Source organism: Streptomyces sp. NBC_00306, from assembly GCF_036169555.1.
Classification (GTDB): Bacteria; Actinomycetota; Actinomycetes; order Streptomycetales; family Streptomycetaceae; genus Streptomyces; species Streptomyces achmelvichensis.
The window spans coordinates 5,976,148-5,996,115 of the sequence record NZ_CP108032.1 but is presented as its reverse complement, the minus strand read 5'-3'; the positions used below and the strand labels follow the sequence as shown (position 1 = coordinate 5,996,115).

Annotated in this window: 8 protein-coding genes, 1 tRNA gene and 3 rRNA genes; 3 read left to right on the top strand and 9 right to left on the bottom strand. The window is 65.3% G+C overall.

Annotation, left to right across the window (positions count from 1 at the left end; genetic code table 11):
* Window positions 1-187: 187 nt before the first annotated feature.
* On the bottom strand, window positions 188-5,689 hold the full coding sequence (locus OHA05_RS26810) for a HAMP domain-containing protein (RefSeq protein ID WP_328861905.1): 5,502 nt from the start codon (window positions 5,687-5,689) through the stop codon (window positions 188-190).
* Between the two features lie 268 nt (window positions 5,690-5,957).
* Here OHA05_RS26810 and OHA05_RS26805 point away from each other — a divergent pair, with 268 nt between their 5' ends.
* Window positions 5,958-8,612 carry a SpoIIE family protein phosphatase gene (locus OHA05_RS26805; RefSeq protein ID WP_313943736.1) on the top strand — a complete coding sequence of 885 codons (2,655 nt, stop codon included), beginning with the start codon at window positions 5,958-5,960 and terminating at the stop codon, window positions 8,610-8,612.
* 45 nt (window positions 8,613-8,657) lie between these two features.
* On the opposite strand, the gene OHA05_RS26800 is transcribed toward OHA05_RS26805, so the two are convergent.
* The 7 genes from OHA05_RS26800 to thyX all read right to left on the bottom strand — a co-directional run bounded on the left by OHA05_RS26800 (window position 8,658) and on the right by thyX (window position 18,220).
* A tRNA-Thr gene (locus OHA05_RS26800) sits at window positions 8,658-8,730 on the bottom strand.
* A gap of 154 nt (window positions 8,731-8,884) precedes the next feature.
* Window positions 8,885-9,001: ribosomal RNA gene (gene rrf / locus OHA05_RS26795) — 5S ribosomal RNA — on the bottom strand.
* A gap of 86 nt (window positions 9,002-9,087) precedes the next feature.
* Window positions 9,088-12,211, bottom strand: a 23S ribosomal RNA gene (locus OHA05_RS26790).
* Window positions 12,212-12,515: 304 nt separating this feature from the next.
* Window positions 12,516-14,041: ribosomal RNA gene (locus tag OHA05_RS26785) — 16S ribosomal RNA — on the bottom strand.
* The 16S, 23S and 5S rRNA genes sit together here with 1 tRNA gene alongside, the layout of an rRNA operon.
* A gap of 523 nt (window positions 14,042-14,564) precedes the next feature.
* Complete coding sequence (locus OHA05_RS26780) at window positions 14,565-16,250, bottom strand: ribonuclease J (protein WP_313943737.1); 1,686 nt, start codon at window positions 16,248-16,250, stop codon at window positions 14,565-14,567.
* A gap of 130 nt (window positions 16,251-16,380) precedes the next feature.
* The gene (dapA, locus tag OHA05_RS26775; protein ID WP_328861904.1) at window positions 16,381-17,280 is read right to left on the bottom strand and encodes a 4-hydroxy-tetrahydrodipicolinate synthase; all 900 of its coding nucleotides are present in this window, start codon (window positions 17,278-17,280) and stop codon (window positions 16,381-16,383) included.
* 199 nt (window positions 17,281-17,479) lie between these two features.
* Window positions 17,480-18,220, bottom strand: coding sequence for an FAD-dependent thymidylate synthase (gene thyX / locus OHA05_RS26770; RefSeq protein WP_313943739.1), 741 nt, complete (start codon window positions 18,218-18,220; stop codon window positions 17,480-17,482).
* A 180-nt stretch (window positions 18,221-18,400) separates the two neighbouring features.
* On the opposite strand from thyX, the gene OHA05_RS26765 reads away from it, so the two are divergent.
* On the top strand, window positions 18,401-18,640 hold the full coding sequence (locus OHA05_RS26765; protein ID WP_313943740.1) for a hypothetical protein: 240 nt from the start codon (window positions 18,401-18,403) through the stop codon (window positions 18,638-18,640).
* Window positions 18,641-18,771: 131 nt separating this feature from the next.
* Window positions 18,772-19,326: a hypothetical protein gene (locus tag OHA05_RS26760; protein ID WP_313943741.1), complete on the top strand. Its 555-nt coding sequence runs from the start codon at window positions 18,772-18,774 to the stop codon at window positions 19,324-19,326.
* Between the two features lie 189 nt (window positions 19,327-19,515).
* On the opposite strand, the gene OHA05_RS26755 is transcribed toward OHA05_RS26760, so the two are convergent.
* Window positions 19,516-19,968 (bottom strand): tetratricopeptide repeat protein, encoded by a 453-nt coding sequence (locus tag OHA05_RS26755; RefSeq protein ID WP_313943742.1) that lies wholly within the window; start codon window positions 19,966-19,968, stop codon window positions 19,516-19,518.

The window sequence follows — 19,968 nt, the reverse complement described above, 5'->3', positions numbered from 1 at the left end:
TGCGTCGCCCGTCCTTGTGCCGGTCATGGTAGCCGCACCCCGCCCGTCGCCACACCCTGTCACCGCGTTGTCACAGTGCACGAAGCAGAAACGTAGCGGGAGACCAGAAGGTTCCCCGAATACCACCGCCTCACACGCCATCGGCCACAGCCGGTCGACAACGGGCGAAGGTCCGGACAGCGGCCGCTCACTCGTCGCGCATCCACTGCTCCATCACAGAGAGCAAATGGTCAGGATCGACCGGCTTGGTGACATAGTCGGATGCCCCCGACTCGATCGCCTTCTCCCGGTCCCCCTTCATCGCCTTCGCGGTGAGCGCGATGATCGGCAGTCCGGCGAACTGCGGCATCCTGCGGATCGCCGTCGTCGTCGCGTAGCCGTCCATCTCCGGCATCATGATGTCCATCAGTACGACCGTCACATCGTCGTGCTGCTCCAGGACTTCGATGCCCTCACGGCCGTTCTCCGCGTACAGCACGGACAGGCCGTGCTGCTCCAGCACGCTGGTGAGCGCGAAGACATTGCGGATGTCGTCGTCGACGATGAGCACCTTCTCGTTGTCGAAGGTGAACGTCCGCCGCTGCTCCGGCACCTCCTGGCCACCGCGGCCGCCCTGCCAATCCTCCCGGCCCCGGGCACCCTCGCCCGGCGCCCCGGCGCTGTCGCCCTGCGACCCCTGCCGGCCGGGCAGCGCCGTCCGCTCCTCGGTCGCCTCCAGCGCCTTGCGGCGGCGCCGGAAGAGAGCGGCCGGACCCTGTGGCGCGGACCGCTCGGGACGGGGCTGCGCAGAGGCCTCGTCCGCCGCGTCGTCGGCCGGCCCCGACTGTGCCTCCACGGCGCCCGAGGTGACCTGCGCATAACCCTGCGGCGGCAGTTCACTCGGGTGAAGGGGCAGATAGAGCGTGAACGTCGAACCGCGGCCCGGTTCGCTCGCCGCGTGGATCTCGCCGCCGAGCAGCCGCGCGATCTCCCGGCTGATCGACAGACCCAGGCCCGTACCGCCGTACTTACGGCTCGTCGTACCGTCGGCCTGCTTGAACGCCTCGAAGATCACGCGCATCTTGCCCGACGCGATCCCGATGCCGGTGTCGGTGACGGAGAAGGCGATCAGATCGGCGTCCGCGTCCTGCAACGACCCGGCCTCCAGCAGCTGCTCACGGATCGACTGCGGCACATCCGCACTCGCCGGCCTGATGACCAGCTCCACGGCGCCGGAGTCGGTGAACTTCACCGCGTTCGACAGGAGGTTGCGCAGCACCTGAAGCAGCCGCTGCTCGTCGGTGTGCAGCGTCGCCGGCAGCTCCGGAGAGACGCGGACCGAGAAGTCGAGGCCCTTCTCCGCGGTCAGCGGGCGGAAGGTGGCCTCCACGTAGTCGACCAGCTGCACCAGCGCGATCCGCGTCGGGCTGACGTCCATCTTGCCCGCCTCGACCTTCGACAGATCGAGGATGTCGTTGATCAGCTGGAGCAGGTCCGAGCCGGCGCCGTGGATCGTCTCCGCGAACTCCACCTGCTTCGGCGAGAGGTTCCCCTCGGCGTTGTCGGCGAGCAGCTTGGCCAGGATCAGCAGCGAGTTGAGCGGCGTCCGCAGTTCGTGCGACATGTTCGCCAGGAACTCGCTCTTGTAGCGCATCGAGACCGCGAGCTGCTCGGCGCGCTCCTCGAGCACCTGCCGGGCCTCTTCGATCTCGGTGTTCTTGACCTCGATGTCGCGGTTCTGCTGCGCGAGCAGTTCCGCCTTCTCCTCCAGTTCGGCGTTGGACGCCTGGAGCGCCTTCTGCCGGTTCTCCAGCTCCGCCGAGCGCTCACGCAGCTGCTCGGTCAGCTCCTGCGACTGCTTGAGCAGCACCTCGGTCTTGGTGTTGACACTGATGGTGTTGACGCTCGTCGCGATCATCTCGGCGAGCTGGTTGAGGAAGTCCCGCTGAATCTGCGTGAACGGCTGGAACGAGGCCAGCTCGATCACCCCGAGGACCTTCCCCTCGAAGAGCACCGGCAGCACGATCACATACGCCGGCGACGCCTCCCCGAGACCCGAGGAGATCCTCAAATAGCCCGGCGGCACATTGACCTGGATCGTCCGCTTCTCCTCGGCGGCCGTCCCGATCAGCGTCTCGCCCGGCCGGAACGACGTCGGCATGAGCCCCGCGGAGTATCCGTAACTGCCGCGCATGCACAGCTCGTACGCCAGCTCCCCGTTGCCCGGTACGTCCGAGGTGCTCCCCGTCGGCATCGCCAGGAAGAAGGCGCCGTGCTGCGCCGAGACGACCGGCGTGAGCTCGCTCATGATCAGCGAGGCCACGTCGTCCAGGTCGCGCCGGCCCTGCATCAGACCGGAGATCCGGGCGAGGTTGCCCTTCAGCCAGTCCTGCTCCTCGTTGGCGAGGGTGGTGTCGCGGAGGTTCGCGATCATCGTATTGATGTTGTCCTGAAGGACCTGGATCTCGCCGGCCGCGTCCACGTCAATCTTGAGGTTCAGATCGCCACGGGTCACCGCGGTCGCGACAGCCGCGATCGCGCGCACCTGCCGGGTCAGGTTCCCGGCCATCTCGTTCACCGACTCGGTGAGGTCGCGCCAGGTGCCGTCGACGTCCCGCACCCGGGCCTGACCGCCCAACTGCCCGTCCGTGCCCACCTCGCGGGCCACGCGGGTGACCTCCCCCGCGAACGAGGACAGCTGGTCGACCATCGTGTTGATGGTGGTCTTCAGCTCCAGGATCTCGCCCCGCGCATCGATGTCGATCTTCCTGGTGAGATCGCCCTTCGCGATGGCGGTGGTGACCGTGGCGATCTGCCGCACCTGGCCGGTCAGGTTGGACGCCATCGAGTTCACGGACTCGGTGAGGTCCTTCCAGGTACCGGAGACGCCCGGCACATGCGCCTGACCGCCCAGCTCGCCTTCGGTGCCCACCTCGCGGGCCACCCGGGTCACCTCGTCGGCGAACGACGACAGGGTCGTCACCATCGTGTTCACGGTCTCGGCGAGCTCGGCGACCTCGCCGCGCGCCTCCACCGTCACCTTCTTGGTCAGATCACCGTTGGCGACGGCCGCGGAGACGCGGGCGATGTTGCGCACCTGGCTGGTCAGGTTGTTGGCCATCAGGTTGACGTTGTCGCTCAGGTCCTTCCAGATGCCGGTGACGCCGCGCACCCGGGCCTGACCGCCCAGCACACCTTCCGTACCCACCTCACGGGCGACCCTGGTCACCTCGTCCGCGAAGTCGGAGAGCTGGTCGACCATCGTGTTGACGGTCGTCACCAGCTCGAGGATCTCGCCCTTGGCGTCGACGGTGATCTTCTTGGAGAGATCGCCCTTGGCGACCGCCGTCGTCACCTCGGCGATGTTGCGGACCTGGCTGGTCAGGTTGTTGGCCATGAAGTTCACGGACTGCGTGAGGTCCTTCCAGGTGCCGGAGACACCCTGCACCTCGGCCTGACCGCCGAGGATGCCCTCCGTACCCACCTCGCGCGCCACCCGCGTGACCTGCTCGGCGAAGTTCGAGAGCTGGTCCACCATCGTGTTGAGGGTGTTCTTCAGCTCCAGGATCTCGCCGCGTGCGTCCACGTCGATCTTCTGCGACAGGTCACCACGCGCCACCGCGGTGGCCACCTGGGCGATGTTGCGGACCTGGGCGGTGAGGTTGCCCGCCATGCCGTTCACGGAGTCGGTCAGATCGCGCCACACACCGGCGACACCGGGCACCTGCGCCTGCCCGCCGAGCCGGCCGTCCGTACCCACCTCGCGGGCCACCCTGGTGACCTGCTCGGCGAACGCGGAGAGCTGGTCGACCATCGTGTTGATGGTGTTCTTCAGCTCCAGGATCTCGCCGCGCGCGTCCACGTCGATCTTCTGCGACAGGTCACCACGCGCCACCGCCGTCGTCACCTGGGCGATCTGCCGCACCTGCGAGGTCAGGTTCCCCGCCATGAAGTTGACGGAGTCGGTCAGTTCCTTCCAGGTGCCGCTGACGCCGTCGACGCGGGCCTGGCCACCGAGGCGGCCCTCCGTACCCACGTCCCGCGCCATACGGGTCACCTGGTCGGCGAAGGACGACAGCTGCGCCACCATCGTGTTGACGGTGTTCTTCAGCTCCAGCATCTCGCCGGCCACATCGACCGTGACCTTCTGCGACAGGTCACCGTTGGCCACCGCCGTCGTCACCTGGGCGATGTCACGGACCTGGCCGGTGAGGTTGCGGAAGGCCGTGTTCACCGAGTCGGTGAGGTCCTTCCAGGTGTTCGCCGCGCCCGGCACCTCGGCCTGACCGCCCAGGCGGCCCTCGACGCCGACCTCGCGCGCCACCCGTGTGACCTCGGCACCGAAGGACTGGAGCTGGTCCACCATCGTGTTGACGGTGTTCTTCAGCTCCAGCATCTCGCCGGCCACATCGACCGTGACCTTCTGCGACAGGTCACCATTGGCCACCGCCGTCGTCACCTGGGCGATGTCACGGACCTGCGTGGTCAGATTGCGGAAGACGGTGTTGACCGAGTCGGTGAGGTCCTTCCAGGTCCCGGCGGCGCCCGGCACCTGTGCCTGGCCGCCGAGCAGGCCCTCCGCGCCGACCTCGCTCGCCACCCGCGTGACCTCGTCCGCGAACGTCCGCAGCGTCTCGGTCATCTGGTTGATCGTCTCGGCGAGTTGAGCCACTTCGCCGCGTGCGCTGACCGTCACCTTCTGCGACAGATCACCATTGGCGACCGCGGTGGTCACCTCGGCGATACCGCGCACCTGGGAGGTCAGGTTGCCGGCCATGGTGTTCACGGAATCGGTGAGGTCTTTCCACACGCCCGCCACACCCGGCACCTCGGCCTGACCGCCGAGCTCGCCTTCAGTACCGACCTCTCGGGCCACCCGCGTGACCTCGGAGCCGAAGGACTGGAGCTGGTCCACCATCGTGTTGACGGTGTTCTTCAGTTCCAGCATCTCGCCGGCGACATGGACGGTGACCTTCTGTGACAGATCACCCTTGGCCACGGCGGTCGTGACGAGAGCAATGTCACGCACCTGCGCCGTCAGCCGGTACGCCATGGTGTTGACCGAATCCGTGAGGTCCTTCCACGAACCGGACATACCGCGCACCTGCGCCTGACCGCCGAGTTTGCCCTCGGTGCCGACCTCCAGGGCGACCCGGGTCACCTCATCGGTGAACGCCGACAGCTGGTCCACCAGGCTGTTGACGGTCCGCGCGACCTTCAGGAACTCGCCGCGCAGCGGCCGTACGGCCCCCTCCCCCTCGGGGGCGTGGGAGCGCAGCTCCATCCGCTGTTCCAGGTCGCCCTCGGCGACGGCCGACAGGACACGGCCCACCTCGGACACCGGTCGCGCGAGATCGTCGACCAGAGCGTTCGAGGCGTCGATCGCCGCCGCCCAGGAGCCCTCGCAGGCCCCCGTCTCCAGCCGTTCGGTGAGCTTTCCCTCACGTCCGACCACCCTGCGCACCCGGGCGAGCTCGCCCGTGAGATGAACGTTCCGGTCCGCGACCTCATTGAAGACAGCCGCGATCTCGGACATCACCCCGTCGCCGGACACGGTCAGGCGCCGACGGAAATTGCCGTCCCGCATCGACACCAAAGCTCCCAGCAGCCTGTTCAGGGCCGCTGTGTCCACCTCGGTTGTCCCATTGCTACGGGACCGTCCGCCTTTCGCACGCGTGCTCTTGCCACGCGCCGCCACGCCAGACTCCACCGTGTCCCTCCCGCAGGGGTTGACCGTACTGTCCGGGCTGTACCTGGAAGCCTGCCCAGTGTTTCACCTGCGCCGAACCAGGCCATAACAGTTCGGCAGCTTCGCATAGCGTCCCCGCCCCCGTCGGGCGGAAACAGCGGCAACCGGCATCCGCTCGGACAGCGAAGGTAAGTAACCTGGCATCCGGCTGTCCAACCGCCCCGGTCCGCCCGGCGGGGGCGGCCCGGACGCAGTACTACCACCGGGCACCGGGAGGGGCAGGCCGATCATGGCAGAGCCGGGCGTCGAGACGCGTACGAGGAGTTCTGTGATCACCGCGCGGGCGGCTGCCACCTTCGACCCTGTCGGGCGGTCCGTCGCGACCGCCCGGGCCTTCGTGCGCGACACACTCCACGGGTGGGGGTTCTCGGACGTCGTCGACGACGCGGTCGTCCTCACCAGCGAGCTCGTCACCAACGCCGTCATCCATGCCGGCACCGCGGCCGACGTCCTGTGTCTGCGCTCGGACGACGGTGTACGGGTCGAGGTCGCCGACCGCTACCCGGAGCGCGAGGTCCCGATCCAGGGCACCGGTCTCTCCCTCGGCAGCCCCGACCGCGAGAACGGCCGCGGGCTTCTGCTCTGCGCGGCGCTGGCCTCCCGCTGGGGCGTCGAGTACAGCCCCACGTTCAAGCAGGTCTGGTTCCAACTCGACCTCCCCCAGCGCCCGGTGGGCACCCGCTCCGCGGGACCCGTCCTGCCGACCCCGCTCCTCCCCGTCGCCGACGAACGCGTCCGCGTGGCCGTCACCCAGATCGACAGAAGCGGCGCGATCTCCGTCTGGAACGACGACGCCGAGCACCTCTTCGGCTACGCGGCCGACCAGGTCATCGGCAAGCCGCTCACGGACTTCGCCGCCTGGCCGCACACCCCCGGCATCGGCACCGGCATCGCCGAAGCGCTCCAGCTCTCCCGCTGGGAGGGCAGCTACGGCATCCGCGGCACCGACGGCCGTGTCGTCCCCGTCTACGCCTCGCACCTGCGGGTCCGCGACACCAATGGCGAACCCTCCACCGTCTGTCTGCTCGTCAGGGACGACGAACGCGCCGTGCTCCAGAGCCCGCAGCGCGCCCCCGTGACCGACACGGGCGCCGAGAGCCACACCACGGACCCGTTCGAGGTCTTCATCGGCTCCCCTGCGCCCGACGACCTCGACGGGCTCCTCCAGCGCACGGTGGAGCGCGCCCGGGACATGCTCGACGGCGACGCCGCCTTCCTGCTGCTGGCCACCGACGACGAGACCGAACTGGAAGTGCGGGCCAGCACCGGACTCCCCTCCGCACGCCAGCGCTTCGCCCGCGTGCCCGTGGAGGCCGGCACCGGACGCTACGGCTCGGCGCGGATGCCCGCGGTGCACGAGGACCTCACCGTGGTGCCGGGCGCGGTCCCGCTCCTCAACTCGACGGGCATGCGGTCCGTCGTCACCGTCCCGCTGAAGGTCGAGGGCCGCCTCACCGGATCGCTGGGCGTCGCCGCGGAAGCATCGGGCCGGTACTCCAACGAGGAGGCCCTGCGCCTCCAGTTCGCCGCCGACCGCATCGCGCTCGCCGTGGAGTCCGCCCGTCTCGGCGAGCTCGAACGACTGCGCCGCGGTTCGCTCTCCTTCCTCGTCGAGGCGTCCGACCTGCTCGCCGGCACCCTCGACCGCGACCAGACACTGGCGCTCATGGCACAGATGACCGTCCCGACGCTGGCCACCTGGTGTGCCGTCTACACGATCGCCGACCAGGCATCGGACCCGTACCTCAGCTATGTGCTCCACGAGGACGAGGAACGCATCGACGGCCTCAAGGCCCTCCTCTCCAAGATCGCGCCCCCGGACCCGGTGCCCACCCCCGGCGCACGCGTGTGGACCGCACCCGCCGAAGCAGGCCAGCAGGCGGCGCTGCTCACCTCCAAGCGCGAACTCGGCATCGGCTCCACGCCGCCGGTCTCCTCCGGCATCGGCACCACGCTCGCCACGGCAGCCGCCGTGGGCGGGGAGACGGTTGTACTGCCCCTGGTGGCGCGCAACCGCGTCATCGGCATGCTGACCCTCGGCAAGCCGTCCGACGACCACTTCCGCCAGGAGATCCTGGAGCTCGCCGAGGACCTCTCGCGCCGGGCCGCCCTGGCCCTCGACAACGCGCGGCTGTACTCGGAGCGCGTGGCCATCAGCCAGTCCCTCCAGCGCAGCCTGCTGCCGCCGGAGTTGCCGCACATCCCGGGCGTCGAGGTCGAGGTCATCTACCGCGCGGCCGGCGAAGGCAACGAAGTCGGCGGCGACTTCTACGACCTCTTCCCGATCCGCGACGGCGCGTACGGCTTCGCCATCGGCGACGTCTGCGGTACGGGCCCGGAGGCCGCGGCGGTCACCGGTCTCGCCCGGCACGCTCTGCGCCTTTTGGCCAGGGAGGGCTTCGGCGGCCCCGCGGTCCTGGAGCGCCTCAACGCCGCGATCCTCGACGAGGGCGCCCGTAGCCGCTTCCTCACCCTGCTCTACGGGGAGTTGTGGCCGCAGGAGGACGGCAGCGCCGTCCTCAAGGTCGTCTGCGCCGGCCATCCGCTCCCGCTGCGGCTGCGCCAGGACGGCACCGTCGAACCGGCGGCCGACCCGCAGCCCCTGCTCGGTGTCATGGACGACCTCGAGCTGTACGAGCAGATGGTCACCCTCGACCCGGGTGACGTCCTGCTCTGCGTCACGGACGGCGTCACCGAACGCCGCGAGGGGACACGCATGCTGGGCGACGAGGGCCTCACCGATGTGCTGACCACCTGCACCGGACTGACCGCGGGCGCGGTGGCCGCGCGCGTCCTGCGAGCCGTGGAACGCTTCGCCGCGGAGCCGGCCTCGGACGACATGGCCATCCTCGCGATGCGTGTGCCGGAGCCTCAGCACTCCTGAACAGCAAGAAGGCCCCCGCCACTTGGCGGGGGCCTTCTTCGTACGAGCCCCAATACGGAATCGAACCGTAGACCTTCTCCTTACCATGGAGACGCTCTACCGACTGAGCTATTGGGGCCTGCTGCGCTGTGGCAACGGGATAGATCATACCCCGAACCGAGGCGTGGTTCGAACCACCGGGGCCACAGAATCTGCGTCTTCGCCGGCGGCCGGTCGTGAACGCAAAAATGCCTCAACCCCCGGACATGGTCCGGGGATTGAGGCTAAAAATTGTTCGGCGGCGTCCTACTCTCCCACAGGGTCCCCCCTGCAGTACCATCGGCGCTGAAAGGCTTAGCTTCCGGGTTCGGAATGTAACCGGGCGTTTCCCTAACGCAATGACCACCGAAACACTATGAAGATATCGACCCGGAACCCACACATGGGGGTTCGACAGTTCGTTACTTCAGAACTAACACAGTGGACGCGAGCAACTGAGGACAAGCCCTCGGCCTATTAGTACCGGTCAACTCCACCCATTACTGGGCTTCCATATCCGGCCTATCAACCCAGTCGTCTACTGGGAGCCTTACCCTCTCAAGGAGGTGGGAATACTCATCTCGAAGCAGGCTTCCCGCTTAGATGCTTTCAGCGGTTATCCCTCCCGAACGTAGCCAACCAGCCATGCCCTTGGCAGGACAACTGGCACACCAGAGGTTCGTCCGTCCCGGTCCTCTCGTACTAGGGACAGCCCTTCTCAATATTCCTACGCGCACAGCGGATAGGGACCGAACTGTCTCACGACGTTCTAAACCCAGCTCGCGTACCGCTTTAATGGGCGAACAGCCCAACCCTTGGGACCGACTCCAGCCCCAGGATGCGACGAGCCGACATCGAGGTGCCAAACCATCCCGTCGATATGGACTCTTGGGGAAGATCAGCCTGTTATCCCCGGGGTACCTTTTATCCGTTGAGCGACGGCGCTTCCACAAGCCACCGCCGGATCACTAGTCCCGACTTTCGTCCCTGCTCGACCCGTCGGTCTCACAGTCAAGCTCCCTTGTGCACTTACACTCAACACCTGATTGCCAACCAGGCTGAGGGAACCTTTGGGCGCCTCCGTTACCCTTTGGGAGGCAACCGCCCCAGTTAAACTACCCATCAGACACTGTCCCTGATCCGGATCACGGACCCAGGTTAGACATCCAGCACGACCAGAGTGGTATTTCAACGATGACTCCACAACCACTGGCGTGGCCGCTTCACAGTCTCCCACCTATCCTACACAAGCCGAACCGAACACCAATATCAAACTGTAGTAAAGGTCCCGGGGTCTTTCCGTCCTGCTGCGCGAAACGAGCATCTTTACTCGTAGTGCAATTTCACCGGGCCTATGGTTGAGACAGTCGAGAAGTCGTTACGCCATTCGTGCAGGTCGGAACTTACCCGACAAGGAATTTCGCTACCTTAGGATGGTTATAGTTACCACCGCCGTTTACTGGCGCTTAAGTTCTCAGCTTCGCACGCCCGAAAGCGTACTAACCGGTCCCCTTAACGTTCCAGCACCGGGCAGGCGTCAGTCCGTATACATCGCCTTACGGCTTCGCACGGACCTGTGTTTTTAGTAAACAGTCGCTTCTCGCTGGTCTCTGCGGCCACCCCCAGCTCGAGGAGCAAGTCCTCTCACCAGTGATGGCCCCCCTTCTCCCGAAGTTACGGGGGCATTTTGCCGAGTTCCTTAACCATAGTTCACCCGAACGCCTCGGTATTCTCTACCTGACCACCTGAGTCGGTTTAGGGTACGGGCCGCCATGAAACTCGCTAGAGGCTTTTCTCGACAGCATAGGATCATCCACTTCACCACAATCGGCTCGGCATCAGGTCTCAGCCTTAACGAGGGACGGATTTGCCTACCCCTCGGCCTACACCCTTACCCCGGGACAACCACCGCCCGGGCTGGACTACCTTCCTGCGTCACCCCATCGCTTACCTACTACCACCTTGGATCGCCGGCTCCACCACTTTCCTTTCCCCGAAGGGTCCGGAACGGCTTCACGGGCTTAGCATTAATGGGCTCGATATTGGGCGTTTCAAAGCGGGTACCGGAATATCAACCGGTTGTCCATCGACTACGCCTGTCGGCCTCGCCTTAGGTCCCGACTTACCCTGGGCAGATCAGCTTGACCCAGGAACCCTTAGTCAATCGGCGCACACGTTTCTCACGTGTGTATCGCTACTCATGCCTGCATTCTCACTCGTGAACCGTCCACCACTGCCTTCCGGCGCGGCTTCACCCGGCACACGACGCTCCCCTACCCATCCGTACTCCCGTTGGGGATATGTGTACGAATGACACGACTTCGGCGGTACGCTTGAGCCCCGCTACATTGTCGGCGCGGAATCACTTGACCAGTGAGCTATTACGCACTCTTTCAAGGGTGGCTGCTTCTAAGCCAACCTCCTGGTTGTCTCTGCGACTCCACATCCTTTCCCACTTAGCGTACGCTTAGGGGCCTTAGTCGATGCTCTGGGCTGTTTCCCTCTCGACCATGGAGCTTATCCCCCACAGTCTCACTGCCGTGCTCTCACTTACCGGCATTCGGAGTTTGGCTAAGGTCAGTAACCCGGTAGGGCCCATCGCCTATCCAGTGCTCTACCTCCGGCAAGAAACACACGACGCTGCACCTAAATGCATTTCGGGGAGAACCAGCTATCACGGAGTTTGATTGGCCTTTCACCCCTAACCACAGGTCATCCCCCAGGTTTTCAACCCTGGTGGGTTCGGTCCTCCACGACCTCTTACAGCCGCTTCAACCTGCCCATGGCTAGATCACTCCGCTTCGGGTCTTGAGCGCGCTACTAAATCGCCCTATTCGGACTCGCTTTCGCTACGGCTTCCCCACACGGGTTAACCTCGCAACACACCGCAAACTCGCAGGCTCATTCTTCAAAAGGCACGCAGTCACGACGCAAGGAACAAGTTCCTTGCGCGACGCTCCCACGGCTTGTAGGCACACGGTTTCAGGTACTATTTCACTCCGCTCCCGCGGTACTTTTCACCATTCCCTCACGGTACTATCCGCTATCGGTCACCAGGGAATATTTAGGCTTAACGGGTGGTCCCGCCAGATTCACACGGGATTTCTCGGGCCCCGTGCTACTTGGGTGTCTCTTAAACGAGCCGCATGAATTTCAGCTACGGGGGTCTTACCCTCTACGCCGGACCTTTCGCATGTCCTTCGCCTATCCATACGGTTTCTGACTCGTCTCACCGCCGGCAGACGATGATAAAGAGATCCCACAACCCCGCATGCGCAACCCCTGCCGGGTATCACACGCATACGGTTTGGCCTCATCCGGTTTCGCTCGCCACTACTCCCGGAATCACGGTTGTTTTCTCTTCCTGAGGGTACTGAGATGTTTCACTTCCCCTCGTTCCCTCCACACTGCCTATGTGTTCAGCAGCGGGTGACAGCCCATGACGACTGCCGGGTTTCCCCATTCGGAAACCCCCGGATCAAAGCCTGGTTGACGACTCCCCGGGGACTATCGTGGCCTCCCACGTCCTTCATCGGTTCCTGGTGCCAAGGCATCCACCGTGCGCCCTTAAAAACTTGGCCACAGATGCTCGCGTCCACTGTGCAGTTCTCAAGCAACGACCAGCCACCCACCACCCCACCCAACAGGGCGAGTTCACTGGGGCCGGCATCGCGAAGGACGAGCTCACGCTCGTACCCTCAGATACCCAACAGCGCGCCCGACACAATTCCCTCGTCCTCACGTTCCACGCCGAAGCAGTACTAGTGACAACCAGAAAACCGTGCCGAATAGTCAACGTTCCACCCATGAGCAACCAGCACCGGACATTCGCCGATGTACTGGCCTCTGACCTGATCCGAAGATCCGGTAAGAAGTGCTCCTTAGAAAGGAGGTGATCCAGCCGCACCTTCCGGTACGGCTACCTTGTTACGACTTCGTCCCAATCGCCAGTCCCACCTTCGACAGCTCCTTCCCACAAGGGGTTGGGCCACCGGCTTCGGGTGTTACCGACTTTCGTGACGTGACGGGCGGTGTGTACAAGGCCCGGGAACGTATTCACCGCAGCAATGCTGATCTGCGATTACTAGCAACTCCGACTTCATGGGGTCGAGTTGCAGACCCCAATCCGAACTGAGACCGGCTTTTTGAGATTCGCTCCGCCTCGCGGCATCGCAGCTCATTGTACCGGCCATTGTAGCACGTGTGCAGCCCAAGACATAAGGGGCATGATGACTTGACGTCGTCCCCACCTTCCTCCGAGTTGACCCCGGCAGTCTCCTGTGAGTCCCCATCACCCCGAAGGGCATGCTGGCAACACAGAACAAGGGTTGCGCTCGTTGCGGGACTTAACCCAACATCTCACGACACGAGCTGACGACAGCCATGCACCACCTGTCACCCGACCACAAGGGGGGCACCATCTCTGATGCTTTCCGGGCGATGTCAAGCCTTGGTAAGGTTCTTCGCGTTGCGTCGAATTAAGCCACATGCTCCGCTGCTTGTGCGGGCCCCCGTCAATTCCTTTGAGTTTTAGCCTTGCGGCCGTACTCCCCAGGCGGGGAACTTAATGCGTTAGCTGCGGCACCGACGACGTGGAATGTCGCCAACACCTAGTTCCCAACGTTTACGGCGTGGACTACCAGGGTATCTAATCCTGTTCGCTCCCCACGCTTTCGCTCCTCAGCGTCAGTAATGGCCCAGAGATCCGCCTTCGCCACCGGTGTTCCTCCTGATATCTGCGCATTTCACCGCTACACCAGGAATTCCGATCTCCCCTACCACACTCTAGCTAGCCCGTATCGAATGCAGACCCGGGGTTAAGCCCCGGGCTTTCACATCCGACGTGACAAGCCGCCTACGAGCTCTTTACGCCCAATAATTCCGGACAACGCTTGCGCCCTACGTATTACCGCGGCTGCTGGCACGTAGTTAGCCGGCGCTTCTTCTGCAGGTACCGTCACTTTCGCTTCTTCCCTGCTGAAAGAGGTTTACAACCCGAAGGCCGTCATCCCTCACGCGGCGTCGCTGCATCAGGCTTTCGCCCATTGTGCAATATTCCCCACTGCTGCCTCCCGTAGGAGTCTGGGCCGTGTCTCAGTCCCAGTGTGGCCGGTCGCCCTCTCAGGCCGGCTACCCGTCGTCGCCTTGGTAGGCCATCACCCCACCAACAAGCTGATAGGCCGCGGGCTCATCCTTCACCGCCGGAGCTTTCAACCCCTCCCCATGCAGGAAGGAGTGTTATCCGGTATTAGACCCCGTTTCCAGGGCTTGTCCCAGAGTGAAGGGCAGATTGCCCACGTGTTACTCACCCGTTCGCCACTAATCCACCCCGAAGGGCTTCATCGTTCGACTTGCATGTGTTAAGCACGCCGCCAGCGTTCGTCCTGAGCCAGGATCAAACTCTCCATGAATGTTTTCCCGTAATCGGGATGAACACCACAAGAGCGGAACAGCCGATCGGAATAGGACCGACTGTTCACAGCGTCCTCGCTGTGTCATTGCCTACCGACCACAAGGGCCGGCAGGACTTTCAAAGGAACCTCGCCATCCGAAGATGGACGGGGTATCAACATATCTGGCGTTGACTTTTGGCACGCTGTTGAGTTCTCAAGGAACGGACGCTTCCTTTGTACTCACCCTCTCGGGCTTTCCTCCGGGCGCTTCCCTTCGGTCTTGCGTTTCCAACCCTACCAGATTCTTTTTCCGTTCCGTTTCCGGTGGAGTTTGAATCCGATGGCCGATTGGAGTGGCCTTGCCTTTCGGCTGCACCGACTTTATCAGAGATTCTGAGTCGGAATTTCCCGCCCGTTCAGGTCACTGCTTCGAGCGCGTAAGCACATCGAGTTCCCTGCGGGCGGAGACGTAAACGTACTGGAGCGGAGCGCCCCGATGCAAATCGAGGGGCTCCGCTCCGAGAACAGCGACGTCAGAGGGTCAGACCTCGACGACGACGGGGAGGATCATCGGCCGGCGACGGTAGGTGTCGGACACCCACTTGCCCACCGTTCGGCGTACCAGCTGCTGGAGTTGGTGCGGTTCGGCGACGCCGTCGGCGCCTGCCTTGGCGATCGCGTCCTCGATCTTCGGGATCACCGCGTTGAAGGCCGAGTCCTCGATTCCGGAACCGCGCGCGTGCAGGTTCGGGCCGCCGACGACCTTGCCCGTCGTGGAGTCGACCACGACGAAGACCGAGATGATGCCCTCGTCTCCGAGGATGCGACGGTCCTTCAGGGACGCTTCGGTGACATCGCCGACCGAGAGACCGTCCACGTACACATAGCCGGCCTGGACCTTGCCGACGATCCTGGCCTTGCCGTCGACGAGGTCGACGACGACTCCGTCCTCGGCGATGACGATGCGGTCCTTGGGGACGCCCGTCTGTGCACCGAGTTCCGCATTGGCCCGCAGATGGCGCCATTCACCGTGCACCGGCATCAGGTTCTTCGGCCGGCAGATGTTGTAGAAGTACAGCAGCTCGCCCGCCGAGGCGTGGCCCGATACATGGACCTTGGCGTTGCCCTTGTGGACGACGTTCGCGCCCCACCGGCTCAGGCCGTTGATCACGCGGTAGACCGCGTTCTCGTTGCCCGGGATGAGCGACGACGCCAGGATCACCGTGTCGCCCTGGACGATCCGGATCTGGTGGTCGCGGTTGGCCATGCGGGACAGAGCCGCCATGGGTTCGCCCTGCGAGCCCGTACAGACGAGGACGATCTCGTGGTCCGGCAGGTCGTCGAGCGTCTTGACGTCCACGACGAGGCCGGGCGGGACCTTCAGGTAACCGAGGTCACGGGCGATGCCCATATTGCGGACCATCGAGCGCCCGACGAAGGCGACGCGCCTTCCGTATTCGTGGGCGGCGTCGAGGATCTGCTGGATACGGTGCACATGGCTGGCGAAGCTCGCGACGATGATGCGCTTCTGGGCGTTCGCGAAGACCGTGCGCAGCACGTTGGAGATGTCCCGCTCCGGTGGGACGAATCCGGGGACCTCGGCGTTCGTCGAGTCGGACAGGAGAAGGTCGATACCTTCCTCGCTGAGCCGGGCGAAGGCGTGCAGGTCGGTCAGCCGGCCGTCGAGCGGCAGCTGGTCCATCTTGAAGTCGCCGGTGTGGACGGCCATGCCCGCGGGGGTGCGGATCGCGACCGCCAGGGCGTCCGGGATGGAGTGGTTGACCGCGATGAATTCGCAGTCGAACGGGCCAATGCGCTCCCGGTGGCCTTCGCTCACTTCCAGCGTGTACGGCCGGATGCGGTGCTCCTGGAGCTTCGCCTCGATCAGGGCGAGGGTCAGCTTCGAGCCGATGAGCGGGATGTCCGCCTTCAGGCGCAGCAGATAGGGGACGCCACCGATGTGGTCCTCGTGGCCGTGCGTGAGCACGATGCCTTCGATGTCGTCGAGGCGGTCCCGGAGGGTGGTGAAGTCCGGAAGGATGAGGTCGATTCCGGGCTGTTCCTCCTCGGGGAAGAGGACGCCGCAGTCGACGATGAGCAGTCGGCCTTCGTATTCGAAGACCGTCATGTTGCGGCCGATCTCGCCGAGACCACCGAGCGGGGTGACGCGAAGGCCGCCCTTCGGGAGCTTCGGCGGGGCGCCGAGTTCGGGATGCGGATGACTCAAAAGACTCTCCTCACCACGTACGCCACGTACCGCTGGGGCACGTGGCGTACATGTCATTCGTGCACTTGCTGTTGTCTGTCCGACCGCGGATGGCCGGTTCGTCCTGCTTATTCAGTTGTGAAGTCGGTGGTCAGAGCTGTACCCCGCCGGCCGCCAGGTCGATCTTGAGCTGGGCGGTTTCCTGCGGGGACAGCTCGACGAGCGGGAGCCTGAGCGGCCCGGCGGGGAGGCCCTGAAGGGTCAGCGCCGCCTTGCTGGTGATGACGCCCTGGGTGCGGAACATGCCGGTGAAGACCGGAAGCAGCCGCTGGTGGATCTCGGTGGCCTTCTGGACGTCACCGCCGGCATGGGCGTCGACGAGGGCGCGGAGCTCCGGGGTGACGACATGGCCGACGACGGAGACGAATCCGATGGCGCCGACCGAGAGCAGCGGGAGGTTCAGCATGTCGTCGCCGGAGTACCAGGCGAGGCCGCTGCGGGCGATGGCCCAGCTGGCGCGGCCGAGGTCTCCCTTGGCGTCCTTGTTGGCGACGATACGCGGGTGCTCGGACAGACGCACCAGGGTTTCCGTATCGATGGGGACACCGCTACGGCCCGGGATGTCGTAGAGCATGACGGGCAGTTCCGTCGAGTCGGCGATCGCCGCGAAGTGACGCAACAGGCCCTCCTGCGGGGGCTTGTTGTAGTACGGCGTCACCGCGAGCAGGCCGTGCGCGCCGGCTCGTTCGGCCGCGCGGGCGAGTTCGATGCTGTGGCGGGTGTCGTTGGTGCCGACTCCGGCCACCACGTGGGCCCGGTCTCCGACCGCTTCCAGTACAGCTCGTACGAGCTGGTCTTTCTCCGCGTCGCTGGTGGTCGGCGACTCACCGGTGGTGCCGTTGATGACCAGGCCGTCGTTGCCTGCGTCCACCAGGTGGGCCGCCAGGTGCTGAGCACCGGCGAGGTCAAGTGCGCCGTCAGCCGTGAACGGCGTGACCATGGCGGTGAGGACCCTGCCGAAGGGGGTCTGCGGAGTGGAGATCGGAGCCATGGGTAACACGCTACTCGCTGCTCAGCACGGTGTGTCCCCTCGGGGCACGTGACGTACGACGTGGCATGAGGAGCCCGGCACTGCCTGCTCGGGGGTTCAAGCAGTGCCGGGTCCGTTTGATCAGCCTAGATGAACTTCACGAAACACCGCAATGCGGACACTTCACCCGTGGATGCGTACGTATGTACTCGCAGGCTGCTCAGGGAGCCACGCGGCCGTTGGCATTGAAGGCCGCGTAGGTGAGCGGCATCAGCCGCGCCCAGTGATCCTCCATCTTCTCGCCGACCATCTCGATCTCCCGCTGCGGGAAGGACGGAACGGTCGCCAGCTCGTGCTGAGTGCGCAGGCCGAGGAAGTGCATCAGCGAACGTGCGTTGCAGGTCGCGTACATCGACGAGAAGAGACCCACGGGCAGGACCGCGCGGGCCACCTCACGGGCGACGCCCTCGGCCAGCATCTCCTGGTAGGTCTCGTAGGAGCGCCGGTAGGACTCCTCCATGGCCTCGCTGACGACCTTGTGCTGCTCCGGAGTGCCGTCGACGAAGACGTACTTGCCGGGGCGGCCCTGCTGGACGAGCTTGCGGTCCTGGCCGGGCACGTAGAAGACCGGCTGAAGCTCCCGGTAGCGGCCGGACTCCTCGTTGTACGACCAGCCCACGCGGTGCCGCATGAACTCGCGGAACACGAAGATGGGGGCGCTGATGAAGAAGGTCATCGAGTTGTGCTCGAAGGGGCTGCCGTGGCGGTCCCGCATCAGGTAGTTGATGAGCCCCTTGGAGCGCTCCGGGTCCTTCTGGAGCTCCTCCAGCGACTGCTCGCCGGCCGTGGAGACGCGGGCGGCCCACAGCACGTCGGAGTCGCCGGCAGTGTGCTTCACCAGCTCGACGGTGACATCACCGCGGAAGCTCGGAGTTGCGCTCTCGGCAGGGGTGTCGGGCACCAGGGGGTCCTTCCGGTCGTACTCAGGGGGCGGCGCCCACTTTAACGACGCAGCGTCCCGCGGGTACCTCCGCCCTCGTGAGCCTTCTGGAGCAACTTGCCGAACGATGGCACCTACGGGTGGTTTCTCGCGTCTCTACCAGGAGAAGCGACCAGATACCAGACCTCAAGGAGTTTTCTGATGTTCCTCCGGCGAGAAGCCGTCCCGTTCACCTTCGTCGCCGAGGCCGATCGCTTCCGCAGTAACGTCACTCCCCCGCCCCGTGAACGTCCGAGCGTCTCCGAACTCACCGGCCGTACGCTGCTCGGGCTGACCGTCGTCGCCGGGCTGGTCGGCTCGCTGCTGTTCGGGCTCCCCGCGCTCGGTTCCGGCCAGGCGCCGGCCCATTCTCAGCAGTCCGAGGCGTCCGAGGGGCGCTGATCTCGCCTTCGCGGCCCTCGACGGGCCGGGGAGGCACCCCCATGGCCCCCCTGGGGTGGTCGGCCGGTGACCTGCTCGGTAGCCTCACCGGGCACAGCCCAATCGAGTGTGCTGGTGAGTGAGGATCAGTCGTGCCCCTGCCCTTCCTGACGGCGGACCGCGCATTTGACACGAACGCGGACGATGTCGCGCTGCCCTTCGACGACCACGACCGGTGGCGCCGGCCCTACCGGCCGGGCCCGTGGCGGGTCGCGGCGGCCGCGCTGTTGCTGCTGCTGGCGTCGTTCATCCTGCTCGCCGCGATGATCATCGCTTTCGCCGGCGCGCTGCCCGGTGCCGCCGTCTGTGCGGGCCTGGGGCTCGCGCTCATCGTGGCGGCGCTGCGACTGCTGCGCGTGGGTGTGTGGGTCAGCAGGCACGGGCTCCGCCGGGTGGGCTTCTTCGGGACCACCACGGTTCCGTGGAACGAGGCGGCCGACGTCCGTACGGTGCAGCAGCCGGTCCGCTGGCTGGGCCTGCCGCGGACGGTGCAGGGTCAGGCACTCGTTCTCGCACGCGCGGGCAGCGAGCCGCTGCATCTGATCACCGACCACAACGCGGACTTCCTGGGGCGCGTCGAGGCGTTCGACCGGGCCGCGGACACCGTCGAGGCATGGGGCTCGGAGTACCGGCCCGTGCAGGCCTGAACCCTTTCCCGGTGACGCCGGTTTTCTAAGGGCTGTCCCGTAATCCCCGGTGGACCAGCGCGCGGCGTCAGATGCGGTGCATCGCAAGGCGAAGGGTCGTCCTCATACTGGGCGTATTCGGGCGATCCGACAACGCAGCGAGGTGCCGTAGATGTCGTCGTGCGCCCGCCGGGGATTACGGGACAGCCCTTAGGTGGGAGCCGGCCGGCCGTCATGCAGGGCGATGGCGCGCTGCATCGCCTTGCGGGCGCGTGGGGTGTCCCGGGCGTCGTGGTACGCGACCGCCAGCCGGAACCAGCAGCGCCAGTCGCCCGGTGAGTCCTCGGTCTCCGCGCGGCGCCTGGCGAAGACGGCGTCCGCCGAATCGCGGTCGATACGGCCGCCGGGGGTGCGTTCCAGTTCGTCGACCGGCAGCCCTCCCTCGGCGTCCAGTTCGGCCGCGAGCCGGTTGGCCCGGGTGACGAACTGTGTGTTCTTCCAGAGGAACCAGAGGCCGATCACCGGCAGGATCAGTACGGCCACGCCGAAGCTGACGGTGAGCAGAGAGCCGTGCTGTATGAGCATCACCCCGCGGCTGCCGACCAGGACGAAGTAGACGACCAGGACGGCAGCCGTGACGAGGTACGTGATTTTCGCGCGCAT

What these genes read in the sequence shown, in the direction of transcription:
- OHA05_RS26805 (WP_313943736.1), top strand. Translation starts at nt 5,958, where the DNA reads ATGGCAGAGCCGGGCGTCGAGACGCGTACGAGGAGTTCTGTGATCACC.
- dapA (WP_328861904.1), bottom strand. Translation starts at nt 17,280, where the DNA reads ATGGCTCCGATCTCCACTCCGCAGACCCCCTTCGGCAGGGTCCTCACC.
- OHA05_RS26765 (WP_313943740.1), top strand. Translation starts at nt 18,401, where the DNA reads ATGTTCCTCCGGCGAGAAGCCGTCCCGTTCACCTTCGTCGCCGAGGCC.
- OHA05_RS26755 (WP_313943742.1), bottom strand. Translation starts at nt 19,968, where the DNA reads ATGCGCGCGAAAATCACGTACCTCGTCACGGCTGCCGTCCTGGTCGTC.